Below are 26942 nucleotides of genomic sequence, written 5' to 3'. Positions count from 1 at the left end.
GCCGCCTCCCGGGTGAGCCCGGGGACAGCTCAGACCGGCGTGATGGACAGCGTCAAGGCCCGGCGGCCCTCCTCGGAGCGGGCGGTGCGGATCCGCTCGTCGGTCGGGGTGCCGTACTCGGTGGTGCGCTGCCGCGCGGGCCGGCCGATGGAGGCCGCGAGCGCCTCCAGCTCGGCGATGGTCTTCAGCGAGCCGTTCTCACTGCCGGCCATCCGGCTGATCGTCTCCTCCATCAGCGTGCCGCCGAGGTCGTTGGCGCCGCCCTGCAGCACCGCCCGGGTGCCGGCCTCGCCGAGCTTGACCCACGAGGTCTGGATGTTGCCGATGCGCCCGTGCAGCAGCAGCCGGGCGACGGCGTGCAGCGCCCGGTTCTCGCGCACCGTCGGCCCGGGGCGGGCGACGCCGGCCAGGTAGATCGGCGCGTTGTGGTGCACGAACGGCAGCAGCACGAACTCGGTGAAGCCACCGGTCTCGTCCTGCTGGCGGGCCAGCGTGCGCAGGTGGCCGACCCAGTGCGCCGGGGTGTCGACGTGGCCGTACATCATCGTCGACGTCGTCGGGATGCCGACGCGGTGCGCGGTGCCGATGATCTCCAGCCAGGTGGCGGTGGGCAGCTTGCCCTTGGTGAGCACCCAGCGGACGTCGTCGTCGAGGATCTCCGCGGCCGTCCCGGGGATCGAGCCGAGCCCGGCCTCCTTGAGCCCGGTGAGGAAGTCGGCGAACGACAGCCCGGTGCGGGCCGCGCCGTTGACGATCTCCATGGGGGAGAAGGCGTGCAGGTGGATGCCGGGCTGCCGGGCCTTCACCTCCCGGGCGAGGTCGAAGTAGGCGGTGCCGGGCAGGTCGGGGTGGATGCCGCCCTGCATGCAGATCTCGGTCGCCCCGGCCGCCCACGCCTGGTCGACCCGGTCGCCGACCTGCTGCATCGACAGCGTGTAGGCGTCGGCGTCGGTGCGCCGCTGGGCGAACGCGCAGAACCGGCAGCCGGTGTAGCAGACGTTGGTGAAGTTGATGTTCCGGTTGACGACGTAGGTGACGTCGTCGCCGTTGACCTCGGCCCGCACGCCGTCGGCGAGCGCGGCCAGCACCTCGAGGTCGGCCCCGTCGGCGCCGAGCAGCGCGAGGTACTCGGCGTCGGACAACCCGGCCGGGTCGCGCTCGGCGTGCCGCAGCGCCGCCCGCACCTCGGGGTCGCCGACGGCCAGCGCCGTCGAGCGACCGTCGCGGGCGCTCTCGGTGCGGGAGCGCAGGTCGGCCCAGTCGCCGTAGACGGCGTCGAAGTCGCTGCGCCGGTCGCCGGTGCGCCCGACCGTGTCGATCTCGACGTGCAGGTCGGTGCGGCCGGAGCTCGTCCACGCCTCGTCGGGCTCCTGCCAGGGCAGGCCGGTGGGGATCCGCTCCTCGACGGCGAGCCCGTCGGGGCCGGCCAGCGCGGACACGTGCGGGCGCACCCGCGGGTCCAACCACGGCTCGGGTGCCAGCACGTACGGCGGCTGGGCGGCGAGCCGCTCGCGCAGCTCGTAGCCGGCCTCGGCGGTCAGCGCGGCGAGCTTGTCGATGTTGGGCCACGGCCGCTCGGGGTTGACGTGGTCGGGGGTGAGCGGGGAGACGCCGCCCCAGTCGTCGACGCCGGCGCGGATCAGCAGGCCCAGCTCGGTGGTGTCGGAGAGGTTCGGCGGCGCCTGCACCCGCGCCTTCGGCCCCAGCAGCAGCCGGGTGACGGCGACGGCGGCGACGTACTCCTGCAGCTCCAGGTCGTCGTGCGCGGCCATCGCGGTGCGCGGCTTGGCGCGGAAGTTCTGGACGATGACCTCCTGCACGTGCCCGTGCCGGGAGTGGGCGGCGCGGATCCGCAGGACGGCGTCGACCCGCTCGGCGTAGTCCTCGCCGATGCCGAGCAGCACCCCGGTGGTGAACGGGACGGCGGAGCGGCCGGCGTCCTCCAGCACCCGCAGCCGCACCGCGGGCTCCTTGTCCGGCGAGCCGAAGTGCGGGCCGCCGGGCTCGGCCCACAGCCGGGTCGCCGTCGTCTCGAGCATCATGCCCATCGACGCCGCCACCGGCTTGAGCCGCTGGATCTCCTCCCACGACAGCACGCCGGGGTTGAGGTGCGGCAGCAGGCCGGTCTCCTCCAGCACTCGGATGGCCATGGCCCGCAGGTAGCCGAGCGTGGAGTCGAAGCCGTGCGCCTCCAGCCACTCGGCCGCGACCGGCCAGCGGTCCTCGGGCCGGTCGCCGAGGGTGAACAGCGCCTCCTTGCAGCCCAGCGCCGCGCCGGCCCGGGCGATGTCGAGCACCTCGTCGGGGGAGAGGTAGGGCGCCTTGCCGGCCTTGCGCAGCTGCCCGGGCGTGGTGACGAACGTGCAGTAGTGGCAGCGGTCGCGGCACAGGTGGGTGAGCGGGATGAACACCTTCCTGCTGTAGGTGACCACCCCGGGCCGCCCGGCCGAGACCAGGCCCGCGTCGCGCACCCGCGAGGCGGCGACCAGCAGCCGGTCCAGCGGCTCGCCCTCGCCCAGCCCGCGGGCGTGCAGCAGCGTCTCCGCCTCGGTGGCGTCCAGCGTCACGCCCCGTTCGGCGCGGGCCAGCGCGCGGCGCAGGGCGGACTCCGTCGGGATCAGCGGCGCGTTCATCGCCCCCGACGCTATCCGCACCTGCCCCCAGGACCTACCGTTCGGCCTCTCACACGTCGCGGCGGCTGAACGAGAGCGCCGCCAGGCCGCCGATCAGCAGCACCCACACGACCACCCAGGTCAGGTAGGCGGCGCTCAGCGGCGCGGTGGCGAAGAAGGGCGACGTGCCCCCGGCGGGCCCGACCGCCGCCAGCAGCGAGGTGTCCTGGAAGGAGTACATCGCGCCCTGCCACAGCCCGTCGGTGGGCAGCAGCACCCGCGAGACGGTGCCGACCCGCGAGACGCCCTCGTTGCCGATCACGTCCCCGACGGTGCCGACCACGCCGGCGATCCACGTCGCGCCGAACAGCCCGACGGCGACGATGCCGGAGGCCATCGGGGAGATCACGGTGGCGAGCAGCAGGGTGAGGGTGAGCAGCACCGCCGTCTGGGCGCCGAGGAACAGCAGGCCGGAGACCGGGTCCGGCGGCCAGTAGCCGATCGTCGCGCGCACGACGACGAACTCCGCCACCCCGGCGACGGCGACGAACGCGCTGCCGAACGCCACCAGCCCCAGCCACTTGCCCGCCAGGACGGCGGAGCGGCGCACCGGCCGCGCGAGCATCGCCAGGGCCATGCCCGACTCCACCTCGCCGGACAGGCTCGGCCCGGCGAGGAACGCCGTGCCCAGGGCCGCGATGAGGCTGAGGCCGAACATGACCAGGTTGAGCACCTGCGCCGCGATCAGGCCGGACTCGCCGCTGGTCAGGGTGCCGAGCTCGGCGGAGAGCCGGGCGAACCCCCAGCCGGAGAGGCCCAGCAGGGCCAGGGTCAGCACGGCGAGCGCGCGCAGCACCTTGCGCCGGGACGCCTCGCGCAGCGTCAGCCCGGCGACGGTCAGGACGACGCTCACCGCTGCTCCTCCTCGTGGCGCAGGATGCCCAGCAGGCGCTCCTCGAGGCTGATCCGCCCCGGCTCGACCGCGTGCACCCGCACGCCCAGGCCCACCAGGTCGGCGATCAGGTCGGGCACGGCCGCGCCGTCGTCCTCCCCGGTCAGGGCGACGGTGAACTCGTCGCCGGTGCGGGTGACCGCCCCGGTCGCGGCCAGCCGGGCCTGCGCCGCCGCGCTCACCCCGCCCAGGCGCAGCCGCAGCTCACGCTGGCCGAGCAGCTCGGCCAGCGTGCCCGAGGCGGCGACGCGGCCGCCGTCGAGGATGACCACGCGGTCGCAGACCCGTTCCACCTCGCCGATCAGGTGCGAGTTGAGCAGCACCGCCACCCCGCGCTCCTTGAGGGAGAGCACGATGTCGCGGACGTCGGCCCGCCCGAGCGGGTCCAGCGCGCTGGTCGGCTCGTCGAGGACGACGAGCTCCGGGCGGGCGACCAGGGCGACGGCGAGGCCGAGCCGCTGCTGCATGCCCTTGGAGAACCCGCCGATCCGGTCGCCGGCCCGGGCGGCCAGCCCGACGAGGGCGAGGGCCTCGCGCTGCTCGTCCCGGGGGATGCGCGCGCCGGCGAGCCGCACGTGCAGGGCGAGCACCTCGTCGGGGGTCAGCCACGGCTGGTACCGGAAGAGCTCGGGCAGGTAGCCGACCTTCGCGCGGGCCCGCGGGTCGCGGCCGGGGCGGCCGAGCAGCAGCACCTCGCCGTCGTCGGGGCGCACCAGCCCGAGCAGCATCTTGATGACGCTGGTCTTGCCGGCGCCGTTGGGCCCGAGCAGGCCGACGACCTCGCCGCGGCCGACGGCGAAGGAGACGCCGTCGACCGCGGTCCGCCGTCCGTACCGCTTGCGCAGCCCCGAGCACCAGACCGCCGGGGACGGCGGCAGCTCGGCGAGCAGCTGCTCGGCGGAGCGGACGGCGGTGCTGTCCACGGTCAGCGCAGGTCCTCGGCGACGGCCAGCACCTCGTCCTCGCTCAGCGAGCCGCCGACGGCGGTCACGACGCCGTCGGCCACCCACACCACGCCGGTGACGGTGCCGTCGCGCGTGGCCAGGACGGTGGCGGGCTGCCCGTCGACCTCGGTCTCGGTGGCGGTCGCGAACTCGGCCGGGACGGGCAGCGGCAGCGTGGTGCCGTCGCCGGTGAAGGTGCGCAGCTGCGTGGCGAGGTCCTCGGGCAGGCCGGGCAGCTCGAGCAGGTAGTCGCGCGCGACCTCGAACGGGACGCCGGTGGAGAAGGCGGTCGGGGCCGTCACCCGCGCCACGACGAGCGCCGGGGCGCCCGAGCCGCTCGACCAGACCGCGGCCACGCCCGGGCCGGCGACGAGCCGGAAGGTGCTGCCGTCGAGGCCCGGCGGCGGGGGCGGCAGGGTCTCGCCGGCCGCGGCGGCGGCCTGGGCGGCGCGGTCGGCGGAGAAGGTGAACTCGGCGACGGCCTGGCCGCTCGCGGCGTACTCGGGCTCGCCGGTGACCCCGTCGGGCAGGTCGGCCGGCACGGGCACCTCCAGCCCGGCGACGTCCTCGGCGGCCGCGGCGTCGGCCACCGACCGCACGTCCGGCTCGGAGACGAGGCGCACGTCGCCGTAGGCGGACAGGTCGGGCAGCCCCACCAGGTCGCCGGTGCTCACCTCGACCGCGGCGACCTGCTCGGTGCGGAAGATCTGCAGCCAGTCAGCGGCGGCCGCGGCGCCGGCGCCGCCGAGGACCACGGCCGCGCCGAAGGCGGCGACGACAGGGCTGCGCAGCAGGGACCGGCGGCGCCGCGCCGGCGCGGGGGCGGGCGCGGCGGGCCGGGGAGCGGCGGCGGAGAACCGACGCCAGGCCAGGTCGACGTCGGGGGCCGCGGTCGAGGACAGCGCGGCGGCGGCGACCGCGGCGTCCTCGCGCGCGGCGGCGAGGCCGCGCAGGCAGTCGGGGCAGGCGGCGACGTGCGCGCGGTCGGTGTCGGCCACGCCGGCCGGCTCGTCGACGAGGCGGCGCAGCGTGCCGGTGGAGGGGTGGCGGTCAGTTCGGAGAAGACGCATCGGTGCTCAGCTCCTTGCGCAGGGCGGACTCGGCGCGGCGGATCGTGGTGCCGACGCTGCCGGGGGAGAGGTCGAGGGCGGCGGCGACGTCGGCGTAGCTCAGGCCGCTGTGCCGCAGGACGAGGGCGACCGCCTGCTTGCGGGGCAGGCGGGCGAGCGCGGCGCGCACGCGGCCGTGCTCGAAGCGGGCGACGACGTCGTCGGCCACGTCGGGGGCCACCGGCGGCCGCCCGTCGGCGGCCGCCTCCTCGCGGGCCGCGCGGCGGCGGCCCGAGCGGAGGTGGTTGAGCGCGGTGTGCGCCGCGGCCACCGACAGCCAGCCGGCGGCCTCGGCGGCGGGCACCGAGGAGCGGCCGAAGGCGAGGAACACCTCCTGGGCGACGTCCTCGGCCGCGTCCCGGTCGCCCAGGACCCGCGCGGCCACCCCGACCACCCGGGGGTAGTCGGCCCGGAAGACCTGCTCCAGGTCGGGCCGCACGGCGACGCGCGTCACCGGTGCGGACCTGCTCCTGCTCGCGGGGGTGCGCACCGCGGCCGGGCCGAGGGAGAGGACGTCCACATCCCTACAGCACCGCCCGGGCCCGAGATGTGACACGCATGCGTCAGCGGCCCGCCAGGTTCCCGGTGTCGTCCACGTAGCGCCCGCGCAGCCGCAGCAGCGGCCGGCCGTCGGGGTTCCGCACCGGCACACCCACCACCTCCAGCAGGGCGAGCACGTGGTCGCCGGCCCCGACCACCCGGTCCAGCCGGCAGTCGAGCGCGGCCAGGCCCTCGTCGAGCACGATCGCGCCGCTGGCGGCCGCCCGGCTCCAGGGCACCGACTCCAGCAGGTGCCGCGCGCTGGGCCGCCCGGCCGAGGAGAAGCGGCTGGCCACGATGGCGTGCCGGGCGGCCAGCACGGTGAGCGCGCACCGGCCGACGTCGGCGAGCACCTCGGCGGGGTAGCCGTCGGCGGCCAGGCCCACGGCCACCAGCGGGGGCGCCGCCGAGACGCTCATCACCGCGCTGACCGTGGTCCCGACGTCGTCCATGTCGTCCTGCACGGTGAGCAGGCAGACGCCGGTGGCGTGGTGCCGCAGGGCGTCGGCGAACTCCTCCGCGCCGACCGGCCCCGCCGTGGAAGTCATGGCGGTCAGTCGACCACACCCGGAGGATGGCCCGGTGAGCAGCGCGGAGCAGGGCACCTACGACGTCGTCGTCCTCGGCGGCGGGTCGACCGGGGAGAACGTCGCGGACACGGCGGTCAGGGGTGGGCTGTCCACCGTGGTCGTCGAGGCGGAGCTGGTGGGCGGTGACTGCTCGTACTGGGCGTGCATCCCGAGCAAGGCGCTGCTGCGCGGGCCCGAGGTGCTCGGCGAGGCCCGCGCCGTGCGGGGCGCGGCGCCGGCGGTCACCGGCGAGCTCGACGTCGCCGAGACCCTCGCCCGGCGCAGCTGGTTCACCGGGGACGGCGACGACGCCGGCCAGGTCGGGTGGCTCGAGGGCGCCGGGATCGCGCTGGTGCGCGGCACCGGGCGGCTCGACGGCGAGCGGACCGTCGTCGTCACCGGGTCCGACGGGAGCGAGACGCGGCTGACCGCGCGGCACGCGGTGGCGCTGTGCACCGGCTCGGAGGCGGCGGTGCCGCCGATCGACGGGCTGCGCGAGATCGCGCCGTGGACGCCGCGCGAGGCGACCAGCGCGAAGGAGGTGCCCGGGCGGCTGGTCGTGGTCGGCGGCGGCGTCGTGGGCTGCGAGGTGGCCACCGCGTACCGGGCGCTGGGCGCGGAGGTCACCGTCGTGGAGCTGGGCGACCGGCTGCTCCCGGGGCTGGAGCCGGAGGCCGGCGAGGCGGTGGCCGCGTCGCTGCGCGACAAGGGCGTCGACCTGCGGCTGGGCGCCGGCGTGAGCAAGGCCCGCCGGGAGGACGGCGAGGTGGTGCTCACCGTCGGCGACGAGGAGGTCCGCGGCGACGAGGTGCTGGTGGCCGTCGGGCGCCGGCCGAGGACCGTGGGCGTCGGGGTGGAGACCGTCGGGCTCGAGCCCGGGAAGTACGTGGACGTCGACGACTCGATGCAGGTGCCGGGCGTGCCGTGGCTCTACGCCGTCGGCGACGTCAACGGCCGGCGGCTGCTCACCCACATGGGCAAGTACCAGGCGCGCCAGGCCGGCCGGGCGATCGCGGCGCGGGCCCGCGGCGAGGAGGTGCCGCTCGAGGACTTCTCGCCGTTCGTCGCCACCGCCGACAGGGTGGCGACGCCGTCGGTGGTGTTCACCGATCCGCAGGTGGCCGGGGTGGGGCGGACGGTCGCGGAGGCGGAGGAGGCCGGGCTGCCGTTCCGCCGGGTCGAGTACGAGATCGGCCACGTCGCCGGGGCGTCGCTGTTCGCCGACGGCTACCAGGGCCGGGCGATCGCCGTCGTCGACACCGAGCGCGAGGTGCTGCTCGGCGTCACCCTGATCGGCCCGGCGGTGGGCGAGCTGATCCACGCCGGCACGGTCGCCGTCGTCGGTGAGGTGCCGCTCGCGCGGCTGTGGCACGCCGTGCCGTCGTTCCCGACGATCAGCGAGGTCTGGTTGCGGCTGCTCGAGACCTACCGCGGCTGATGGGCGTCGCTGCCCGCATCGGGCTGGTGCTGCACCCGCGCCGGGACTGCTCGGCGGCGGTCGGCCAGGTGGCCGCCTGGACCTCCACGCACGGCGTGGAGCTGCTGGCCTCGGCCGCGGACGTGGCGCGGCTGCGGCTGGCCGGGGTCACGCCGGTGTCGCCGGAGGAGCTCGCCGCCTCGTCCGACGCGCTCATCGCCCTGGGCGGCGACGGCACGCTGCTCGGGGCGATGCGGCTGGTGGCGGCCCGGCCGGTGCCGGTGCTGGGGGTCAACCTGGGGCGGCTCGGGTTCCTCGCCGAGGTGGAGGGGGCCGAGCTCGACGGGGCGCTGGAGGCGGTGGCGGAGGGGCGGGCGACCACCGAGAGCCGCGGCTGCCTGGTGGTGCGCCACTCCGGGGAGGAGCACCTGGCGTTCAACGACGCCGTCCTGGCGCGGGTGCCGGGCGCCGGGCTGGTGCAGGCGACGCTGTCGGTGAGCGGCCAGCCCTACGGGCACTACTCGTGCGACGCGCTGATCCTGGCGACGCCGATGGGGTCGACCGCGTACAACTACGCCGCCGGCGGGCCCGTGGTCAGCCCGGGGGCGGCGGGGGTGCTGGTGACGCCGTCGGCGCCGCTCAACGGGATCTCCCGCAGCCTGCTGCTGGGGCCGGGGGAGGACCTCGCGCTGGAGCTGACCGCCGGGTCGCCGGCGGTCGAGCTGGACGGGGTGCTCGCCGGACGGCTGGAGCCGGGGGCGGTGGTCGAGGTGTCGCTGCGGCCGGACGCCGGGCAGCTGGTGCGGATCCCGGGGTCGCGGGCGGCCGCCCGCAGCCGGGTGAAGCTGTCGCTGCTGGACCTGCCGCTGCTGCCGCAGGAGCTGGTGGAGCTGCTGCCGCAGCACGCGCGCGACCGGCTGACCGACGCCGACGACACGGCCTCGGCGGCGACCTAGCGCCGGAGCAGGTGGAGGGCGAAGGCGGCGAGCGAGGGGCCGTCGGGGAAGCGGCCGTCGCGGATGCGGGCGCGCAGCTCGTCCTCGGGGACGAAGGCGCAGGTCATGTCGGCCTCGGTCACCTCCCGGGCCGTCGGGCCGGCCGTGAGGTCCGTGGCCAGCCAGACGTCGAACTCCTGGGTGGAGAGGCCCGGTGCGAGGTCGAGGTGCCCGAGGTGGCGCATCCGGCCCGCGCGGAACCCGGTCTCCTCGGCGAGCTCGGCGCGGGCCAGCTCCTCGGGGCTGCCGCTGGTGCCGGCCGGCCAGGTGCCCTGCGGGAAGGCGGGCACCCGGCGGCCCACCGGGTGGCGGAACTCCTCGACCACCCAGAAGCCGCCGTGCTCGAACGGCAGCACCAGCGCGAAGTGCGGCTTCTCCACCACGCCGTAGATGCCGGGTGTGCCGTCGGCGTACTCCACGGCGTCCTCGCGCACCCGGAACCACGGGTTGGCGTAGACCTCCCGGCTGCTCGTCGTCCGCACGCCGCCCACCCTCTCAGACCCGGGCAACGGGGCGGCGAGACCGAGGTCGGCGGGTCAGGGCAGCGGGAAGGGCTGGTCGGCCGGCGCGGGCAGGTCGTCGTCGGCCGTCGCCGTCACGGTCATCTCCCCGAGGCGGGCCACGCCGCCGAACAGGGTGAGGAACGCGGTGTCGGCCGCGTCGCGGCCGGAGCAGATCCGCACCAGGGACGACGTGGGGGCGAGCCGGGTGGGGTCGACCACGCACCACGTGCCGTCGACGTCGGCCTCGACGACGGCGTGGAAGTCCATGGGGTCGAGGCCCGGCGCGTAGACGGCCACTAGGCGGGCCGGCACCTCCAGCGCCCGCAGCAGGGTGGTGGTGAGGTGCGCGTAGTCGCGGCAGACCCCCCGGGCGGCCAGGAGGGTGTCGACGGCGGTGTCCACCGGCCGGGAGGCCCCCGAGGTGTAGGTCAGCCGGCCGTGCACCCAGTCCGCGACGGCGCGCACCAGCTCCGCCCGCGGCAGGCCCTGGTCGAACTCGCCGGCCGCGAACCCCTGGAGCTGGTCGGACGGGCAGTACCGGCTGGGTCGCAGCGCCTCGGCCCACGCCGCGGGGGTGACCGCGCGGCCCGGGCCACCGGAGGCGGCCGCGGCGGTGTAGGTGATCGTCGTCGTGCCGGCGGCCAGCGCGAGCCGGTGCACGCGGGCGCCGTCGACCTCGAACTCCTCCGGCGCCACCGGGGAGCCGCCGGAGAGCACGGTCAGCGTCTCCTCCTCCGGCGCCGCCACCGCCACCTGCAGCAACGCCGTCGCCGGGGCCGGCGACTCGACGGTGAGCGAGGCGGCGACGTCGATGCGCATGCGGGCATGGTTGCCCCGCGCGGCGGCCGTGCGCGCTGTGTGCTCGGTCACCGTGGTGGAGTGGTTGCCGTGCGAAACGGTTCGTGGCGGCGCTACATCGCCCTGGGGGACTCCTTCACCGAGGGGCTCAACGACCCCGACCCCACCCGGCCCGGCGAGTACCGCGGCTGGGCCGACCGGCTGGCCGAGCACCTGGCGGCGGCTGCCGAGCACGAGGTCGAGTACGCCAACCTGGCCGTCCGCGGCCGGCTGGTCGGGCAGGTCCTCGGCGAGCAGCTGCCCGTGGCGCTGGCCGCGCGGCCGGACCTCGTGAGCCTCGTCGCGGGCGGCAACGACCTGCTGCGGCCCGGCGGCGACCCGGACGCGCTCGCGGCTCGGATCGAGGAGGCGGTCGGGCAGCTGCGCGCCGCCGGCGCCGACGTGCTGCTCGCCACGGGCGTGGACCCCCGGCAGACGCCGATCATCCGGCGGATCCGCGGCCGCGTCGCCGTCCTCAACGCCCACCTGTGGTCGATCGCCGCGCGGCACGGTGCCGCCGTGCTCGACCAGTGGGGCGCGGCCTGGCTGCAGGACTGGCGGATGTGGGACACCGACCGCATCCACCTGACCGACGAGGGCCACCGGCGGATGGCGCTGGCCGCCGCGGCGGCGCTCGGCGTGCCGGTGCCGGGCGCCGGGGACTGGGCCGCTCCGCTGCCCCCGCTGCCGCCGCGCCCGCTGCGCGCCGCGGTCAGCGAGGAGGCCGCCTGGGTGCGCGGCTTCGTGGCGCCCTGGGTGGGCCGGCGGCTGCGCGGGACGTCGTCCGGTGACGGCCGGACGGCGAAGCGCCCGGTGCCCCTCGCGCTGCCCCGGGCCGAGTAGGAGGGTCAGTCCTCGGTCGGCTCGTCCGGCCGCGGCCGGCGGGGCGGCGGGAACGGCAGGACGGCGGCGCTCGGGTGCCCCGTCCAGGGCACGGCGCCGTCGTCCGCGCCGTCGTCCGTGACCGGCGCGGCCGCGCGCAACCCGCTGAGGTCGTCGGTCTCGTGGCGCACCGGCGGCGGGGGCGGCGGCACCGGGCGCTCGCCGGCCAGCGGCGCGGGCGTGTCGGCGACGGGCGTCGCCGGCGGCGCGTCGGTGACCTCGGCGATGAGCACCTCGGCCGGCGTGGGCAGGGGAGCCGGCCGGCCGAAGGCGAAGCCCTGGGCCATCGCGCAGCCGTGCCGCAGCAGCCAGTCGGCCTGCTCGAGGTCCTCGATCCCCTCGGCGATCACCTGCAGCCCCATGCCGCGGCCGAGCTGGAGCAGGCCGTGCACCAGCGCCGCGGTCGACGGCTCGGTCACCACGTCGGCGACGAAGGAGCGGTCGATCTTCACGGTGTGGATCGGCAGCCGGTGCAGCGCGGTGATGGCGGAGTAGCCGGTGCCGAAGTCGTCGAGGGCCAGGGTGACGCCCTGCTCGGTCACGACGGCGACCGAGTGCAGCGTCGCCTCGGCGGCGAACAGCGCGGTCGACTCGGTGATCTCCAGCTCCAGCCGCTCGGGCGCGAGCCCCGACTCGGCGAGGGCCTCCGACACCAGCTCGCTGAAGCCGTCCTCGGCCAGGTGGCGGGCGGAGATGTTGACGTGCACGCGCAGGTCGGAGGGCCACGTGGCGGCGTCGCGGCAGGCCTGCTTGAGCACCCAGGCGCCGAGCTTGGAGGTGAGCCGGTTGTTCTCGGCGGCCGGCAGGAAGACGCCGGGCGGCAGCAGCCCGCGGGTGGGGTGCTGCCAGCGGATGAGCGCCTCGTAGCCGAGCAGCGTCTCGTCGGCCAGGTGCACGATCGGCTGGTAGAACAGCCGCAGCTCGTCGTTCTCGATCGCGTGCCGCAGGTCGGTCTCGAGCTGCAGCTGGTCGACCTCGCTGCGCGACAGCGCGCCCTCGTGCACCTCGATCCGCGCCCGGCTGCCGTCGGCCTTGGCCCGGGTGAGCGCGCTCTGCGCCTGGCGCAGCAGGTCGTCGGGCGTGAGCTCGTTGCCCAGGGTCAGCCCGACGCTGGCGGAGAGGGTGATCTCGCGGTCGTTGACGACGAACGGCTCGTCGAGGACCGAGAGCAGCCGGTCGGCCAGCGCGCGCAGGCCGTCGAGGTCCTCGACGTCCTCGGCCACGACGAGGAACTCGTCGGCGCCGAGCCGGACGGCGGTGTCCTCCACCCGGGTGCTCCAGCGCAGGCGGTCGGCCACCTGGGAGAGCAGCAGGTCGCCGGCCTCGTGGCCGAGCGCCTCGTTGACCGCCTTGAACCGGTCGATGTTGAGGTGCACCAGGCCCACCTGCAGCCCCCGGCGGCGGGACAGCGCCACCGCGTGGCGCAGCCGGTCGGTGAGCGCGCGCCGGTTGGGCAGCCCGGTCAGCGGGTCGGTGAAGGCCCGCCGGACGAGGTCCTCCTCCGCCCGCCGGCGGTCGGTGACGTCGACCAGCGACAGGACGACGAACTGCGCGGCGCCCGTGGTGTGCCGGACGACGTCGTGCGCCTGGACCACCCACAGCTCCGTGCCGTCGGCACGGCGCAGCCGGCGCTCGCCGTCGAGGAGCAGGTTGGGGTCGAGGCCCTCCTCGCCGGGGGCCGGGTGGATGGCCAGCTCCGTCACCGGCGGGTCGTCCGGGTGGGCCAGCAGGTCGACGTGCCGGCCGGAGAGCTCCTCGGCGGTGCGGCCGGTCAGGCCGCACATCACCGGGTTCGCGACGAGGATGTGCCCGTCGAGGGCGACGAGCGCCTTGGCGATGGGCGCGCCGAGGAAGAGCGCCTGGAACATCTGGCCGCGATCGGCGAGCAGCGTGTCGATGGCCCGCATCCGGTGCGGGGACCCGGACGGGTTCCGTGGCATGCCGTGTGCGGGGAGGTTCACCCGGACAGAGTCCTGCATGGGCCGGGCGAAGTGGCGGAACCTGCCGACGGAGAGTCGTGTTCGCGTCGTTACACATCGTGATCAGACAGCGAGCCGCTGCACCGGTCTCGGCAACGTCCGCCAAGGCCGGCCGCGGCGCCGGGCAATCCTGCCCAGTCGGGAATCCCGACGCCGCCGCGCACGCTGCGCCCGGTGTGACGAAGAAGATCGGCTTCCTGTCCTTCGGGCACTGGCAGCCCGTCCCCGGTTCCCAGGTGCGCACCGCGCGTGACGCGCTGGTGCAGAGCGTCGAGCTCGCCGTGGCCGCCGAGGAGCTCGGGGTGGACGGGGCCTTCGTGCGGGTGCACCACTTCGCCCGCCAGCTCGCCTCGCCGTTCCCGCTGCTCACCGCGATGGCCGTGCGCACCCGGCGGATCGAGGTCGGCACCGGCGTCATCGACATGCGCTACGAGAACCCGCTGTACATGGCGGAGGAGGCGGCCGCGGCCGACCTGCTCAGCGAGGGGCGGCTGCAGCTCGGCGTCAGCCGGGGGTCGCCGGAGACGGCGCTGCGGGGCTCGGAGGCGTTCGGCTACGTGCCGCCGGAGGGCAGCAGCGACGCCGACCAGGCCCGCGAGAAGACCGCGCTGTTCCGCGCCGCGATCTCCGGGGCCGCGGTCGCGGACGCCGATCCGCGGATGACCGGCGGCGTCGCCGGGCGGCTCGCCGTCCAGCCGCAGTCGCCGGGCCTGGCCGACCGCATCTGGTGGGGGTCGGGCACCCGCTCGACCGCCGTGTGGACCGCCGAGCAGGGCATGAACCTGATGAGCTCCACGCTGCTCAGCGAGGACACCGGCGTGCCCTTCGACGAGCTGCAGGCCGAGCAGATCGCGCTCTACCGGAAGGCCTGGGCCGACGCCGGCTGGGAGCGCGAGCCCCGCGTCTCGGTGAGCCGCAGCGTGATGCCGCTGGTCACCGACACCGACCGGCTCTACTTCGGCGACCGCTCGGAGAGCAGCGACCAGGTCGGGCTGCTCGAGGGCGTGCGCGCCCGGTTCGGCAAGAGCTACGTCGGCGAGCCCGACGAGCTGGCCGAGGACCTGGCGAAGGACGCGGCCGTCCGCGAGGCGGACACCCTGCTGCTCACGGTGCCCAACATGCTGGGCGTCGACTACAACGTGCACCTGCTGCGGACGATCACCGAGCACGTCGCGCCGGCGATCGGCTGGGTGCACCCGGACCGGCGCGGCGCCTGACCCCGGACACGCCGAGAGCGGTGGCACCGGGTCAGGGGTGCCACCGCCCTCGGAGGCGGACTGCTGCGCGTGCGGCTCAGTTCTCCAGGAACTCCACCAGAGTCACGGTGCCGTCCGCGCCGACGGTCACGACGACGTCGGCGGTGAGAGAGGTGTCGTCGGCGTTGGTGACGGTGCAGGTCAGCTCGGTGTCGGCCGGGTCGACCAGCAGCGTGCGGCCGTCGGCCGGGCACTCGGTGAGCAGCTGCACGCCCGAGCCCTCGGCCTCCGCCTCGATCTGGGCGCTGATGTCCTCCTCGACGGCGGCGACCGGCACGACGGTGTTGTCCACCGTGAACTCGACGTTGCCCTCGTCGTCGGTCTGCGTCACCGAGACCGAGATCGGCTGACCGTCGAGGGTGGCGGTGCAGCTGAAGGTGGCGCCCGCCTCGGCCTCGACGTCGGCCGGGCAGGTGACGTCGGCCGGGGCCACGCCGGCCTGCTCCTCGACCAGCGCGCTGATCCGGGACTCGGCCTCGGCGGTGTCCAGCGTCTTCGGGCCGAACAGGAAGAGCGCCCCGACCACGAGGCCGCCGATCAGGACCAGCGCCCCGATCACCGAGCTCACGATCAGGCCGGTCTTCTTCTTCGGCGGCTGCTGGTAGCCGTAGGGCGGCTGCGGCGGGCCGAACGGGGCGCCCTGCGGGCCGGGCGCGCCGAAGCCGGGCTGGGGGTGCGGCTGGCCGTAGGGCTGCTGGGCGCCGACGGGGGGAAAGGTCGACTGGGTCATGGTGTCCTCCTCCGGATCTGTGCCACCCACGGTGGAGGAGGGGCCTTTCGGCGGACTTGACGCGCGCTGGTGCTCCACTTGGACGCCGGAACCCGGGTTCTCCAAGCGGGGGCCGGCGGGAACCGCGCGAGCGCGCCCGGCAGGACTCGAACCTGCGACCAAGTGCTTAGAAGGCACCTGCTCTATCCGCTGAGCTACGGGCGCTCGACGATCGATCATCGCACTTCTGCCGGCGGGCTCCGCGGTGCGCCGGGCCGAGGCGTCGACCCCTCGCGGCCGCTGGTCGACCCGTCGCCGCGGCTGGTTGACCCGTCGCCTCCGCTGCGGGCACGCTGCGCCCGACGACGGAGGTGGGCCGTGGGGACACCGACGGTGCCCGGCTCCTGGGCCGGCGCGCAGCGCTACGAGGCCTACGTGGGCCGGTGGAGCCGGCCGGTCGCCCGGCGGTTCCTGGAGCAGCTGTCCGCGCCGCCCGGCCGGCGCTGGCTCGACGTCGGGTGCGGCACGGGCGCCCTGACCGGGGAGGTCCTCGCGGCGGCCGCGCCCGCCTCGGTCGTCGGGGTGGACCCTTCCGCCGACTTCGTGGCGCACGCCGCCGCGCAGTTGACCGACCCGCGCGCGACCTTCCGCGTCGGGGTCGCGCAGGAGCTCCCGCTCCCCGACGGCGCCGCCGACGTCGTGGTCTCGGGGCTCGTGCTCAACTTCGTGCCCGACCCGGCCGCGGCGCTGACCGAGATGCGCCGCGTCACGCGTCCCGGCGGGCTCGTGGCGGCCTACGTCTGGGACTACGCCGGCGGCATGCAGCTCATGCGGCACTTCTGGGACGCCGCCGCGGCGCTGGACCCGGCGGTCCGCGACCTCGACGAGGGTCTGCGCTTCGCCCTGTGCCGTCCCGGGCCGCTGCGCGGGTTGTTCGAGGGCGCCGGCCTCAGCGGCGTCGAGGTCGAGGGGATCGTCGTCCCGACCACGTTCCGCGACTTCGACGACTACTGGACGCCGTTCCTGGGCGGCACCGGGCCGGCGCCGGCCTACGCGGTGTCGCTGGGCGAGGCCGACCGCGCCGCGCTCCGGGAACTGCTGCGGCGGCGGCTGCCGGTGGCGGCGGACGGGGGCGTCCACCTCACCGCGCGGGCGTGGGCGGTGCGCGGCCGGTCGGGGTCGGAGCACGGCGCGAGCTGAGCACGGCGGGCCGACGGGCGGCCGGCCGTCGTCCACAGGGGCGGCCGTCCTCCACAGATGCAGCCGACGCCCGCCACGCGCGGCCGGCCGACAGCACGGTGGTCCCGCGCCGGCACCGCGCCGGCCCCGCCCGGCAGGGCGTTCGCAGACTGCGAGGAGCACCGTGAAGGAAACCGAGGTCACCGTCGTCGGCAACGTGGTGGGCCCGCCGCAGAAGAACCGGACCGCCAACGGCAGCGTCACCAACTTCCGCCTCGCCTCGACCTCGCGCCGGTTCGACAAGGGGGTGCAGGGCTGGGTCGACAGCAAGACCCTGTTCCTCGACGTCGAGTGCTGGGGCGAGCTGGGCGGCAACGTCTCGCACACGATCAGCAAGGGCGACCCGGTGATCGTCTTCGGCTGGCTGTTCACCGACGAGTGGGAGTCCGACCAGGGCCGGCGCAGCAAGGTGAAGCTGCGCGCCGCGGCCGTGGGGCCGGACCTGAACAAGGGGACCGCCGACTTCCGCCGGACCCTGCGGGCCGCCCCGGCGGCGGACGCCCCGCCGGGGGAGGAGCCGCCGGGGGAGGAGCCGCCGGGGGAGGAGCCGCCGGGAGACGAGCCGGGTGCGCCCTTCGGCGGCTTCGGCGACGTCGGCTACGAGGTCGACACGGGGGAGGAGGCCCGCACCCCCGTGGCGATCGGCTGACGGGGCGGCCGAGGGGTCCCGCCCGCGCACGGGACCCCTCGGCCGGCACGCACCGCCGCGGACTACACGCGGGGTCACCGGTGTTGCACCTGGCGGACTCCGAGGGACCGTCCCGGGACCGGCACTCCACCACGCCGCCGGGAACTGGGAGGATCGGAGCGAGGACGCAGGGGGCCGGCCGGCCCCGCCCCCGTTCGCGACACAACGGAAGGCCCGAGAAGCCCAGTGGCTCAGTACATCTACTCGATGGTCCGTGCGCGCAAGGCGCACGGCGACAAGGTGATCCTCGACGACGTCACCCTGGCGTTCCTGCCCGGCGCCAAGATCGGCGTGGTCGGCCCCAACGGGGCCGGCAAGTCCACGGTCCTCAGGATCATGGCGGGGCTCGACCAGCCGTCCAACGGTGACGCGACCCTCGCCCCCGAGGCGACGGTGGGCATCCTGCTGCAGGAGCCCCCGCTCAACGAGGAGCTCGACGTGCGCGGCAACGTCGAGGAGGCGGTCAAGCCGATCCGCGACGCGCTGACCCGGTTCGAGGAGGTCAGCGCGGCGATGGGGGAGCCCGACGCCGACTTCGACGCGCTGCTGGCCGAGCAGGGCGAGCTCATGGAGGTCATCGAGAACGCCGACGGCTGGGAGCTCGACGCCCGCATCGAGCAGGCCATGGACGCGCTGCGCTGCCCGCCCGGCGACGCCGACGTCACGGTGCTCTCCGGCGGTGAGCGCCGCCGGGTCGCGCTGTGCAAGCTGCTGCTCGAGGCGCCCGACCTGCTGCTGCTCGACGAGCCCACCAACCACCTCGACGCCGAGAGCGTCGCGTGGCTGGAGCAGCACCTGGAGAAGTACGCCGGCACGGTCGTCGCCGTCACCCACGACCGGTACTTCCTCGACAACGTCGCCCAGTGGATCCTCGAGCTCGACCGCGGTCGCGCCTACCCGTACGAGGGCAACTACTCCACCTACCTCGAGACCAAGGCCGCCCGCCTGAAGGTCGAGGGCGCCAAGGACGCCAAGCGGCAGAAGCGCCTGAAGGAAGAGCTCGAGTGGGTGCGCTCCGGCGCCAAGGCCCGCCAGGCCAAGAGCAAGGCGCGGCTCGCCCGCTACGAGGAGATGGCCGCCGAGGCGGAGAAGTACCGCAAGCTCGACTTCGAGGAGATCCAGATCCCGCCGGGTCCCCGGCTCGGCAACGTCGTGGTCGAGACCAAGGAGCTGACCAAGGGCTTCGGCGACCGGCTGCTGATCGACGACCTGTCCTTCACGCTGCCGCGCAACGGCATCGTCGGCGTCGTCGGCCCCAACGGCGCCGGCAAGACCACCCTGTTCAAGATGCTCGTCGGCGAGGAGAAGCCCGACGACGGCGACATCAAGGTCGGCGAGACGGTCAAGATCTCCTACGTCGAGCAGTCCCGCAGCGGCATCGACCCCAAGAAGACGTTGTGGGAGGTCGTCTCCGACGGCCTGGACCACATCAAGGTGGGCAACGTGGAGATGCCCTCGCGGGCCTACGTCGCGGCCTTCGGGTTCAAGGGCCCGGACCAGCAGAAGCCGGCCGGCGTGCTGTCCGGTGGTGAGCGCAACCGGCTCAACCTCGCCCTGACCCTCAAGCAGGGCGGCAACCTCCTGCTGCTCGACGAGCCCACCAACGACCTCGACGTCGAGACGCTCTCCAGCCTGGAGGCCGCGCTCGAGGAGTTCCCGGGCTGCGCCGTGGTGGTCAGCCACGACCGGTGGTTCCTCGACCGGGTGGCCACGCACATCCTCGCCTACGAGGGCGAGTCCAGGTGGTTCTGGTACGAGGGCAACTTCGCCGACTACGAGAAGAACAAGGTGGAGCGGCTCGGCGCCGAGGCGGCCCGCCCGCACCGCGCCACCTACCGCAAGCTCACCCGCGACTGACAGAGGCTCCCCCCGCCAGGCTCCGCCCGAGCTCGCGAGGGCTGAGGAGGAGGGGGTCATGCCACCCGCGGCGGGGGCCGTGCCAGCACGTCCCGGGGCCGGCCGGAGCAGAGTGCTCCGGCCGGCCCTCGGCGTTCCGGGGGTCAGGACCGGATCGGTGAGCCGGTAGTGCGGCGGCGACGGCCTCCTCCCGTCCGCGCAGCACCCTGCCCGCCGCGTCCACGAGGACGGCGTCGTCGGCCACGTCGGCGGTGAGCAGCTCCACGTCATCGCCGTTGAAGTCATTGCCGTTGAAGCCGTCCTCGACGTGCTGCACCACCTCGCGCAGCGCCGCCAGGTCGGCCTCCGCGTCGGGCGGGTCCGGGGCCACCGCGGTGTTCTGGCCGGCCACGATCCGCCAGCCGGCGTCGTCCCGCCGCCACGTGTAGGTCGGCCGCGCCAGGGAGGGCGGCGTCAGCGGTCGCCCGTCGGCGTCGAGGTGCTCCTGGTCCACCCAGGTGATCGCGACGTCGGTGGTCGGGAACCGGACGTGTGCGCGACGGCGTAGCTCACCGACGCCCGCTCATGGCGCCCGGCAGCACGCGGTGGGTGAACCGCGCGATCTCGTCGAGGCCGACGAGCCGCCGGTCACCCGCGCCGCGTCGGGGGAGAACAGGGCCAGGAAGCCGTCGACGTCCTCGGCGCGCTGCGTCTGCTCGACGACGCCGACCAGGTCGACGAGGCGGTCGACGTCGGCGGGCGGGCGGTCGGGTGCGGTTGTCGTGTCCACGTCGGGCAGTGGACTTCATCGAGCCCGCTCGAGGTCAAGGCCCCGGCAGGGCGAGGCCTCCAGGAGGGCGGGGCCCCGGGTAGGGCAAGGTGTCCTGCGTGCGGTACACGGTGCAGGTCCCGATGCGCTGGTCGGACATGGACGCCTACGGCCACGTCAACAACGTCGTGTTCCTGCAGTACTTCGAGATGGCCCGCGTCGACCTGTTCTTCGAGCGCGCCTCCCTGGAGGAGCGGACCGGCCTGCGCCGGGGGACCGTGGTCGCCGCGCACGACATCCAGTACAAGCGGCCGGTCGTCTACTCACCGCGCCCGCTGGACGTGCAGATCTGGGTCTCCGGCATCCGCGCCGCGGCGTTCACCTGCCACTACGAGGTCGTCGACCACGGCACGCTCGCCGTCACCGGCAGCACCCTGCTGGTGCCGTTCGACTTCTCGATCAACCGGCCGCGGCGGCTGACCCCCGACGAGAAGGAGTTCCTCGCCCGCTGGCGCGACGAGCCGGCGGGCGAGGAACGGGAGAGCTGAGCGTCGTCAGCGGCGGCGGGACACGACCGCCCAGGCGGTGCCGAGGACGGCGGCGGCCACGGCCGCCTTCACCAGCCCGCCGAGGATGAACGGGTAGAAGCCCGCGTCGAGGGCCTGCGCGGCGGTCATGCCGGCGCTGACGGCCAGCCACGGCAGGCCGACGGCGAAGATCACCGCCTGGCCGGCCACGAACAGCGGGAGCGCCTTCCACGGCGTCCGGTCCGCGCCGCGCCGGGCCGCCAGGCCGATCAGGTACGCCGCGGGGATGAACCCGAGCACGTAGCCGCCGGTGGCGCCCAGGACGACGTCGACGCCGCCGCTGGCCTCGGAGTAGAACGGCAGCCCCACCGCGGCGGCGAGGATGTAGGCCACCTGCACCGCGACCCCGCGCACCGGGCCGAGGGAGGCCGCGAGCAGCACCACGGCCAGCGTCTGCCCGGTGATCGGCACCGGCGAGCCCGGCACGGGCACGGCCACCTGGGCCAGCAGCGCGGTGAAGAGGACCCCCAGCGCGACCAGGCCGGCGTCCCGCGCCTTGACGGCGGGCACCAGGTCGGCGAGCACGAGCGGGCGCGACGGCAGCGCCGGCGAAGAAGCGGTGGCCACGAATCCTCCAACAGTGGTCGGCGGCTGATCACGGGCAGTCTGCCGCATCGAGGGGAGCCGGCGGGCAGGGGCCGCCCGCGCCGCGGCGGTCTCCCGGGCGTGTCGCTGTCGGTGCCCGTTCGCTCACCAGCAGATACGTCCGCCGGTTTGCCACCCCCGGAGGGGACGTGTTGGCTCGGGTTGTCCGGAGCCCTTCGGCGAAGGCAGGCACGGCATGGCAACCGGGTGGTGGGCGTCCCTCTTGTCGTGGGGACTCCCACCGCGGACGCCGCCGCCCCCGCCGGCCACCGAGGAGGCACCGCACCAGCCCGGTGCGGAGCACGACGACGCGGCACCGGAGCCGCTCGCCCGGACCGTGCACCCCCCGCCGCCCGGCCCGACCGGTCGACCCGGGTCGCCCGTCGACCCGGTCCGCAGCACCCCGCTGCGCCCCCACCGAGAAACGACAGGAGTTCCACCCGTGGCACAGCTCGACAACGTCATCGCCGACCTGCTCTCGATCGAGGGCGCCAACGGCGCCGCCATCGTCGACGTCGACAGCGGCATGGCCCTCGCGGCCGGCGGGACCCCCGGGTTCGACCTCAACGTCGCGGCCGCCGGCAACTCGAACGTGGTGCGCGCCAAGCTGCGCACCATCAGCGACCTCGAGCTCAAGGACGAGATCGAGGACATCCTCATCACCCTCGAGAGCCAGTACCACCTGATCAACGTGCTCAGGGGGCAGGGCAACGCCGGCCTGTTCATCTACCTCGTCCTCGACCGGGTCACCGGCAACCTGGCGCTGGCCCGGCACAAGCTGCGGGCCGTCGCGCAGAAGGTCAGCGTCTGAGCAGGCCGCGCCGACGCCCGCCCCGGACGGGGGCCGGAGCGGGCGTCGGGGACGGCACGCGGCCGGCCGGGGCGGGGTGACCCGGTCGAGGCCTCAGGCGCCGGCCGCCTCGAGGATCCGTGCCCGCACCGCGTCCAGGGCGAGCTCGCCGGTGTCGATCCACCGGGTGACGCGGCCGTCAGCCACCACGCCGACCCGGTCGCAGCACTCGGCCAGCTCGTCGGGGTCCACCGACACCACGACCACCGAGGTCCCGGCGGCGGTCGCCTCGTCGAGCAGCTGGCGCACCTGCCGGCGGGCCCGGACGTCCAGGCCGCGCGTCGGCTCGTGGACGACGAGCACGTCCCGGTCGGTCGCGGCCATCCACCGGGCCAGCGCGAGCTTGTGCTGGTCGCCGCCGGACAGCGCCCCGACCGACGTGCGGATGCTCAGCGTCTGGACGTCGAGCTGGTGGACGGTGTGGATGACACCGCGCAGCGAGGCGATCTCGGCGCGCAGCGTGGTGAACGCGCCCCACGGCTCCTGGATCATCGTGCGGGCGATCGTCTCCCGCGGGTCGACCCCGTAGGCGTCCTCGTCCGGCCGGTAGGCGGGCAGCCGCAGCGCCCCGTCGTCGGCCGCGGCGGGCTCGCCGTGGAGCAGCAGCTCGTCGGTGATCGCGGGCAGCTCACCGGTCAGGGCCCCGGCGATCTCGCGGACGCCGGACGCCCGGTGGCCCGTCAGGCCGATCACCTCGCCGCGGCGGACCATCAGGTCGACGCCCTCGACCCGGCCGGGCACGCGCAGGTTGCGCACCTGCAGCGCGACCTCGCTCCCGGCGGGGGCGGGGCGGGCCGGCGCCGGCACGGGGGCGGCGTCGGCCGCGGGCCGCTGCGGGCGGGGTGTCACCGACACCGGCTCCCCGACCGTGGCCGCGATCAGCCGGACCGGGTCCAGCGCCGCGCTGGGGCTGTCCAGGGCGATCCGGCCGTCGCGCAGCACCAGCACCCGGTCGACCACCTCGAGCATCTCCGGCAGCCGGTGGCTGATGTACAGCACGCCACGCCCCTGCCGCCGCAGCCGGTCGGCGACGGCGTGGACCCCGCTCACCTCGGAGGGCAGGAGGGACGCCGACACCTCGTCGAGCACCACCAGCCGGGTGTCCTCGGCCAGCACGCGGGCGATCTCCACCAGGCCGTGCTGGTACTGCGGCAGCTCCCCGACGAGGGTGTCGGCGTCGACGTCGAGGGCGACCTCGGCGAGCAGGACCTGCGCCTGCCGGCGCAGCGCCTCCTGCGGGCGCCCCGCCTGCGCGGTGCCCCGGAAGACGGCCTGGGCGACGGTGAGCCCGGGATCGATGCGGACCAGCTGCTCGACGACCCCGACACCCAGGTGCCGCGCGTCCTCGCCCGACAGCGGCGCGAACGGGCGGCCGCACAGGCTCATCCGGCCGGAGTCGGCCACCGTGATCCCGGCGACGATGTCGCCGAGGGTGGACTTGCCGGCCCCGTTGGTGCCCACCAGCCCGACGATCTCGCCCTCGGCGATCGTGAAGGAGACGTCCCGCAGGACGCGCCGGGCTCCGAACGACTTCGTCAGTCCGTCGACCTGCAGCAACGTCATGGGCGGGCGCGCCTCCGGAGGGGTGGGGTCGCCGACCGCAGGGTCGGATGACCGGTCGTGCACGTGCCCCCCGTGGCGCTGTGTTACGGAACTGATGCTACCCGCGTCCGGAGGTGGCGCCTCCCGAACCGCGGTCGTGGCGAGCAGTGCCCGCTCAGGCCTGCAGCCACACCGCCGAGTCGGGCGGGAGGCTGCCGTCGCCCACGTCGGCGCTGGCGAGCAGCACCCGCCCCTCGGGCAGCGGCACCGGCCCGCCCGAGGCGTTGAGCAGGCACACCAGCCCGCCCGGACGGCGGAACGCGAGGCAACCGTCGGGTGCCGGTACCCACTGCAGCCCCTCGCCGCCGAACGCGGGGGACGACGCGCGCAGCGCCAGCGCCGTTCGGTACAGCGACAGCATCGACGCGGGATCGGCCTCCTGCGCGGCCACCGTGAGCCCGGCCCACCCCGGCGGCATGGGCAGCCAGGTGGTGGCCGCCGTCGTGAAGCCGTACGGCGGCTCCTCGCCCGACCACGGCACGGGGACCCGGCACGCGTCGCGTCCCCGCTCGGTGCGGCCGGACCGCTCCCACACCGGGTCCTGCAGCACCTCGTCGGGCAGGTCGACGTCGGGCATGCCGAGCTCGTCGCCGTTGTAGACGTACGCCGCGCCGGGCAGCGCCAGCTGCAGCAGCGCGGCGGCCCGTGCCCGCGCCGTCCCGACCGCCCCGCCGCCGTAGCGGGTGACGTGCCGCGGGCGGTCGTGGTTGGACAGCACCCAGCACGCCGGGGCCGGCGTGCCGGCCACCGTGGCCAGCGAGTGCTCGACCGCGGTGCGCAGCTCGTCGGCGCCCCAGTCGGCCATGAGCAGCCGGAAGTTGAACGCCAGCTGCAGCTCGTCGGCGCGCAGGTACCGGGCCAGCCGGTCGTCGTCGTGCACCCACACCTCGCCGACGGCCATCGCGCCGGGGTGCTCGTCGAGCACCCGCCGGATGTGCCGGTGCACCTCGTGCACGCCGTCCTGGTCGAACCGCAGGTCGCCGGGGCCGTGGTCGTCGAGCAGCCCGGTGTCCTCCGCGGGCACCATGTCGGGCAGGTCCGCGGGCTTGGCCATGCCGTGGGCGACGTCGATCCGGAAGCCGTCGACGCCGCGGTCCAGCCAGAACCGCATCGTCTCCTCGAGGTCGGCGAGCACCTCGGGGTTGGTGAAGTCCAGGTCGGGCTGCTCGGGGGCGAATAGGTGCAGGTACCACTGCCCGTCGGGCACCCGCGTCCAGGCCGGGCCGCCGAAGACCGACGGCCAGTTGTTCGGCGGCTCGGCGCCGTCGGGGCCGCGCCCGTCGCGGAAGACGTAGCGCGCCCGCGCCGGCGAGCCCGGCGGGGAGGCCAGCGCCTCCCGGAACCACTCCCGCTGGTGGGAGCTGTGGTTGGGCACGAGGTCGACGGTGACCCGCAGGCCCAGCCGGTGGGCCTCGGCCAGCAGCGCGTCGAACTCGGCCAGGTCGCCGAACACCGGCTCGACGTCGCGGGGGTCGGCGACGTCGTAGCCGTGGTCGGCCATGGGGGAGGGGTAGAACGGCGTGATCCACAGCGCGTCGACGCCGAGCTCCCGCAGGTACGGCAGCCGCGAGCGGATGCCCGGCAGGTCGCCCACCCCGTCGCCGTTCCCGTCGGCGAAGCTGCGGATGTAGACCTGGTAGAAGACGGCGGACCGCCACCAGTCGGGGTCCGCGGGCAGGGCAGGATCAGGGGACGACGGGTTCACCCGTGCTCCTCAGGGGTCGTTCAGGAGATGGAGAGGCCGCCGGGCGCGTCGTCGGGCCAGCGGTTCTGCATGCTGCGGGCGGCCATCTCCAGATAACCCCACAACGTCGCGTCCTGCTCGGCGGTGAGCCCGAGGGAGTCGACGGCGTCGCGCATGTGCCGCAGCCACGCGTCGCGCTCGGCCGGGCCGATGGCGAACGGCGCGTGCCGCATCCGCAGCCGCGGGTGCCCGCGCTCCTCGGAGTAGGTGGTGGGGCCGCCCCAGTACTGCTCGAGGAACCCGCGCAGCCGGGTCTCGGCGCCCTCCCAGTCGTCCTGCGGGTACAGCGGCGCGATCACCGGGTCGGTGCGCACGCCCTCGTAGAAGCGGGCCACGAGCCGGGCGAAGGTGGGGTGGCCCCCGACCTCCTCGTAGAAGGTCCGGGCCGAGGGCAGCGTGCGGCTCGACTCGCTCATGGCACCGATGGTCCCGCGCCCGGGCGGTCGCCTGCCATGTGATCTGCGGAGCGGTCCCCCTGCGTGCGCACGAAACCGACCAGCGGCAGGACGACGGCGGCCAGGCCGATCGCCCCGCAGAGGGCGACGACGCCGCTGGCGGGCAGGCCCTCCGCGGCCAGACCGGCGGCGAGCGCGCCGAGCCCCTGCACCCCGTAGAGCCCGCTGACGGCGACCCCGAACGCCCGGCCGCGGTGCGAGGCCGGCACCGACTGCACGAACAGGGCGTTGAGCGGGATCAGCCACGACGCCCCGAGGCCGGAGACGAACAGCAGGACCAGCACGAGGCCGAACGGCACCACCCCCGGGCCGGCGAGCACGCCGACCAGCCCGGCCAGCGCGATCGGCGCGAGCGACAGCGCCACCAGGCCCGGGACCAGCCGCGCGCGCCGCCTCGGCCCGACCAGCCGGGCCAGCAGCAGCCCGCCGAGGGTCACACCGAGCGGGTTGGCCGCCAGCAGCAGGCCGACGCCGGCGGCGCCGCCGCCGAGCTCGTCGACCAGCGGCGCGGCGATCCCCTCGGACGCGTACACGAACGCGGTGCCGATCCACAGCAGGGCGACGATGGCCAGCAGGCGGGGTGAGCGCCGGACGAAGGCCAGGCCCTCGGCGGCGTCGCGCAGCAGCGACTGCGCCGGCCGGTCGGCGGTGGCGGCGGGCCGCCGCTGCAGGCCCACCGACAGCCAGAGCGCCGAGACGGCGAAGACCGCGGCGTCGACCAGCAGCGCGCCGGACGGGCTGAGCACCGTCACCAGCGTCCCGGCGGCGACGAACCCGACCACCTGCGCCAGCTGCAGGCCGACGTTGCTCAACGAGTTCGCGACCGCGTACCGGTCGCCCTCGAGCACGTCGGCCACCAGGGCGGAGCGGGCCGCCTCGAACGGCGGCGCGCACAGCGCCAGCACGAACAGCAGCGCGAGCAGGACCGGCAGCGGCGTCCCCGGGACGGCCATGCCCGCCACCAGCAGCGCCCGCGCCGCGTCGGCCGACACCAGCACCCGGTGCCGCGGCAGCCGGTCGGCCAGCGCGGCGAGCACCGGCCCGCCGAGCAGCCACGGCAGGTAGCTGATCGCGAAGGTCAGCGCCGACAGCAGCGGCGACGTCGTCCGCTGGTAGACCAGGACGGTCAGCGCCACGCGGGCGAGCTCGTCGCCGGCCGTCGACAGCAGGAACGTGCCGAACAGCGGCCGGAACTCGTGGACGGCGAAGACCTCGCGGAAGGTGGCCGGCCGGTCGCGCGACGTCCCGTCCTGCGGCACGCCACCCCCCGTCGCGGCGCCCCG

General features: G+C 75.5%; 26 protein-coding genes and 1 tRNA gene. 9 read left to right on the top strand and 18 right to left on the bottom strand.

Translation table 11 applies throughout. The annotated features are described in order from the left end of the window. Positions 1–29 precede the first annotated feature (29 nt). The 6 genes from ACI78S_RS13075 to ACI78S_RS13050 form a co-directional block, all read right to left on the bottom strand. Positions 30–2633: a bifunctional FO biosynthesis protein CofGH gene (locus ACI78S_RS13075; RefSeq protein ID WP_456973884.1), complete on the bottom strand. Its 2604-nt coding sequence runs from the start codon at positions 2631–2633 to the stop codon at positions 30–32. Between the two features lie 49 nt (positions 2634–2682). Further along, on the bottom strand, positions 2683–3525 hold the full coding sequence (locus ACI78S_RS13070; RefSeq protein ID WP_456973882.1) for an ABC transporter permease: 843 nt from the start codon (positions 3523–3525) through the stop codon (positions 2683–2685). Further along, positions 3522–4487, bottom strand: a complete 966-nt coding sequence (locus ACI78S_RS13065) for an ABC transporter ATP-binding protein (RefSeq protein WP_456973880.1) — start codon at positions 4485–4487, stop codon at positions 3522–3524. The genes ACI78S_RS13070 and ACI78S_RS13065 overlap by 4 nt, the downstream gene beginning before the upstream one ends. 2 nt (positions 4488–4489) lie before the next feature. Beyond that, positions 4490–5578 carry a hypothetical protein gene (locus tag ACI78S_RS13060; protein ID WP_456973878.1) on the bottom strand — a complete coding sequence of 363 codons (1089 nt, stop codon included), beginning with the start codon at positions 5576–5578 and terminating at the stop codon, positions 4490–4492. Next, a complete protein-coding gene (locus ACI78S_RS13055) occupies positions 5559–6071 on the bottom strand; it encodes a sigma-70 family RNA polymerase sigma factor (protein WP_456973877.1) in 513 nt (170 codons plus the stop codon). Before ACI78S_RS13055 ends, ACI78S_RS13060 begins: the two co-directional genes overlap by 20 nt. 109 nt (positions 6072–6180) lie before the next feature. Then, positions 6181–6705 (bottom strand): flavin reductase family protein, encoded by a 525-nt coding sequence (locus ACI78S_RS13050; RefSeq protein WP_456973875.1) that lies wholly within the window; start codon positions 6703–6705, stop codon positions 6181–6183. 34 nt (positions 6706–6739) lie between these two features. Between ACI78S_RS13050 and ACI78S_RS13045 the strand changes: the two genes are divergently transcribed. Continuing rightward, a complete protein-coding gene (locus tag ACI78S_RS13045) occupies positions 6740–8164 on the top strand; it encodes a dihydrolipoyl dehydrogenase family protein (protein ID WP_456973873.1) in 1425 nt (474 codons plus the stop codon). Then, on the top strand, positions 8164–9099 hold the full coding sequence (locus ACI78S_RS13040; protein WP_456973871.1) for an NAD(+)/NADH kinase: 936 nt from the start codon (positions 8164–8166) through the stop codon (positions 9097–9099). The genes ACI78S_RS13045 and ACI78S_RS13040 overlap by 1 nt, the downstream gene beginning before the upstream one ends. Here ACI78S_RS13040 and ACI78S_RS13035 read toward each other — a convergent pair. Together ACI78S_RS13035 and ACI78S_RS13030 are read right to left on the bottom strand one after the other, a co-directional pair. Beyond that, positions 9096–9620: an NUDIX domain-containing protein gene (locus tag ACI78S_RS13035; RefSeq protein WP_456973869.1), complete on the bottom strand. Its 525-nt coding sequence runs from the start codon at positions 9618–9620 to the stop codon at positions 9096–9098. The two genes, ACI78S_RS13040 and ACI78S_RS13035, sit on opposite strands and share 4 nt — an antisense overlap. Positions 9621–9674: 54 nt before the next feature. Then, positions 9675–10460: a transglutaminase-like domain-containing protein gene (locus ACI78S_RS13030; RefSeq protein WP_456973867.1), complete on the bottom strand. Its 786-nt coding sequence runs from the start codon at positions 10458–10460 to the stop codon at positions 9675–9677. A 69-nt stretch (positions 10461–10529) separates the two neighbouring features. On the opposite strand from ACI78S_RS13030, the gene ACI78S_RS13025 reads away from it, so the two are divergent. Continuing rightward, complete coding sequence (locus ACI78S_RS13025) at positions 10530–11321, top strand: SGNH/GDSL hydrolase family protein (RefSeq protein WP_456973865.1); 792 nt, start codon at positions 10530–10532, stop codon at positions 11319–11321. Between the two features lie 5 nt (positions 11322–11326). Here ACI78S_RS13025 and ACI78S_RS13020 read toward each other — a convergent pair whose 3' ends face one another. Next, positions 11327–13300, bottom strand: a complete 1974-nt coding sequence (locus ACI78S_RS13020; protein ID WP_456973863.1) for a putative bifunctional diguanylate cyclase/phosphodiesterase — start codon at positions 13298–13300, stop codon at positions 11327–11329. Positions 13301–13515: 215 nt separating this feature from the next. Here ACI78S_RS13020 and ACI78S_RS13015 point away from each other — a divergent pair, with 215 nt between their 5' ends. Beyond that, positions 13516–14556: an LLM class flavin-dependent oxidoreductase gene (locus tag ACI78S_RS13015; RefSeq protein ID WP_456973861.1), complete on the top strand. Its 1041-nt coding sequence runs from the start codon at positions 13516–13518 to the stop codon at positions 14554–14556. 76 nt (positions 14557–14632) lie between these two features. On the opposite strand, the gene ACI78S_RS13010 is transcribed toward ACI78S_RS13015, so the two are convergent. Together ACI78S_RS13010 and ACI78S_RS13005 are read right to left on the bottom strand one after the other, a co-directional pair. Next, positions 14633–15325 carry a DUF4333 domain-containing protein gene (locus tag ACI78S_RS13010; protein WP_456973859.1) on the bottom strand — a complete coding sequence of 231 codons (693 nt, stop codon included), beginning with the start codon at positions 15323–15325 and terminating at the stop codon, positions 14633–14635. 131 nt (positions 15326–15456) lie between these two features. Next, positions 15457–15529: transfer RNA gene (locus tag ACI78S_RS13005), tRNA-Arg, on the bottom strand. A 153-nt stretch (positions 15530–15682) separates the two neighbouring features. On the opposite strand from ACI78S_RS13005, the gene ACI78S_RS13000 reads away from it, so the two are divergent. The 3 genes from ACI78S_RS13000 (at position 15683) to ettA (ending at position 19088) form a co-directional block, all read left to right on the top strand. Further along, positions 15683–16504, top strand: coding sequence for a class I SAM-dependent methyltransferase (locus ACI78S_RS13000; protein ID WP_456973857.1), 822 nt, complete (start codon positions 15683–15685; stop codon positions 16502–16504). 163 nt (positions 16505–16667) lie between these two features. Next, positions 16668–17192 carry a single-stranded DNA-binding protein gene (locus tag ACI78S_RS12995; protein ID WP_456973855.1) on the top strand — a complete coding sequence of 175 codons (525 nt, stop codon included), beginning with the start codon at positions 16668–16670 and terminating at the stop codon, positions 17190–17192. A 225-nt stretch (positions 17193–17417) separates the two neighbouring features. Further along, positions 17418–19088, top strand: coding sequence for an energy-dependent translational throttle protein EttA (ettA, locus tag ACI78S_RS12990; RefSeq protein WP_456973853.1), 1671 nt, complete (start codon positions 17418–17420; stop codon positions 19086–19088). Here the strand turns inward: ettA and ACI78S_RS12985 are convergent. Together ACI78S_RS12985 and ACI78S_RS12980 are read right to left on the bottom strand one after the other, a co-directional pair. Further along, on the bottom strand, positions 19075–19581 hold the full coding sequence (locus ACI78S_RS12985; protein ID WP_456973851.1) for a hypothetical protein: 507 nt from the start codon (positions 19579–19581) through the stop codon (positions 19075–19077). The genes ettA and ACI78S_RS12985 overlap by 14 nt on opposite strands. 69 nt (positions 19582–19650) lie before the next feature. After that, positions 19651–19857 (bottom strand): hypothetical protein, encoded by a 207-nt coding sequence (locus ACI78S_RS12980; RefSeq protein ID WP_456973849.1) that lies wholly within the window; start codon positions 19855–19857, stop codon positions 19651–19653. A gap of 98 nt (positions 19858–19955) precedes the next feature. Between ACI78S_RS12980 and ACI78S_RS12975 the strand changes: the two genes are divergently transcribed. Continuing rightward, a complete protein-coding gene (locus ACI78S_RS12975; protein ID WP_456973847.1) occupies positions 19956–20384 on the top strand; it encodes an acyl-CoA thioesterase in 429 nt (142 codons plus the stop codon). A gap of 6 nt (positions 20385–20390) precedes the next feature. Here the strand turns inward: ACI78S_RS12975 and ACI78S_RS12970 are convergent, their stop codons facing one another. Further along, entirely contained in the window at positions 20391–20990 is a 600-nt protein-coding gene (locus ACI78S_RS12970) for a biotin transporter BioY (RefSeq protein ID WP_456973845.1), read from the bottom strand. Between the two features lie 460 nt (positions 20991–21450). On the opposite strand from ACI78S_RS12970, the gene ACI78S_RS12965 reads away from it, so the two are divergent. After that, complete coding sequence (locus ACI78S_RS12965) at positions 21451–21819, top strand: hypothetical protein (protein ID WP_456973843.1); 369 nt, start codon at positions 21451–21453, stop codon at positions 21817–21819. A gap of 93 nt (positions 21820–21912) precedes the next feature. On the opposite strand, the gene ACI78S_RS12960 is transcribed toward ACI78S_RS12965, so the two are convergent. From ACI78S_RS12960 to ACI78S_RS12945, 4 genes are all read right to left on the bottom strand, one after another. Beyond that, positions 21913–23421 (bottom strand): ATP-binding cassette domain-containing protein, encoded by a 1509-nt coding sequence (locus ACI78S_RS12960; protein ID WP_456973841.1) that lies wholly within the window; start codon positions 23419–23421, stop codon positions 21913–21915. A 154-nt stretch (positions 23422–23575) separates the two neighbouring features. Beyond that, complete coding sequence (locus ACI78S_RS12955) at positions 23576–25165, bottom strand: glycoside hydrolase family 13 protein (protein WP_456973839.1); 1590 nt, start codon at positions 25163–25165, stop codon at positions 23576–23578. Positions 25166–25185: 20 nt separating this feature from the next. After that, positions 25186–25620: a globin gene (locus tag ACI78S_RS12950; protein ID WP_456973837.1), complete on the bottom strand. Its 435-nt coding sequence runs from the start codon at positions 25618–25620 to the stop codon at positions 25186–25188. After that, complete coding sequence (locus ACI78S_RS12945) at positions 25617–26918, bottom strand: MFS transporter (protein ID WP_456973835.1); 1302 nt, start codon at positions 26916–26918, stop codon at positions 25617–25619. The genes ACI78S_RS12950 and ACI78S_RS12945 overlap by 4 nt, the downstream gene beginning before the upstream one ends. Positions 26919–26942: the final 24 nt, after the last annotated feature.

The sequence above is a fragment of the Geodermatophilus sp. SYSU D00815 genome (genome assembly GCF_054050035.1).
Note: the sequence above shows the minus strand (reverse complement) of the source record. Positions and strands in the feature narration are given on the sequence as shown.

Coding starts and splice junctions, on each gene's coding strand:
- ACI78S_RS13040 (WP_456973871.1), top strand. CDS start 8,164: ATGGGCGTCGCTGCCCGCATCGGGCTGGTGCTGCACCCGCGCCGGGAC.
- ACI78S_RS13060 (WP_456973878.1), bottom strand. CDS start 5,578: ATGCGTCTTCTCCGAACTGACCGCCACCCCTCCACCGGCACGCTGCGC.
- ACI78S_RS13030 (WP_456973867.1), bottom strand. CDS start 10,460: ATGCGCATCGACGTCGCCGCCTCGCTCACCGTCGAGTCGCCGGCCCCG.
- ACI78S_RS12960 (WP_456973841.1), bottom strand. CDS start 23,421: ATGACGTTGCTGCAGGTCGACGGACTGACGAAGTCGTTCGGAGCCCGG.
- ACI78S_RS13020 (WP_456973863.1), bottom strand. CDS start 13,300: ATGCCACGGAACCCGTCCGGGTCCCCGCACCGGATGCGGGCCATCGAC.
- ACI78S_RS13075 (WP_456973884.1), bottom strand. CDS start 2,633: ATGAACGCGCCGCTGATCCCGACGGAGTCCGCCCTGCGCCGCGCGCTG.
- ACI78S_RS12950 (WP_456973837.1), bottom strand. CDS start 25,620: ATGAGCGAGTCGAGCCGCACGCTGCCCTCGGCCCGGACCTTCTACGAG.
- ACI78S_RS13010 (WP_456973859.1), bottom strand. CDS start 15,325: ATGACCCAGTCGACCTTTCCCCCCGTCGGCGCCCAGCAGCCCTACGGC.
- ACI78S_RS13050 (WP_456973875.1), bottom strand. CDS start 6,705: ATGACTTCCACGGCGGGGCCGGTCGGCGCGGAGGAGTTCGCCGACGCC.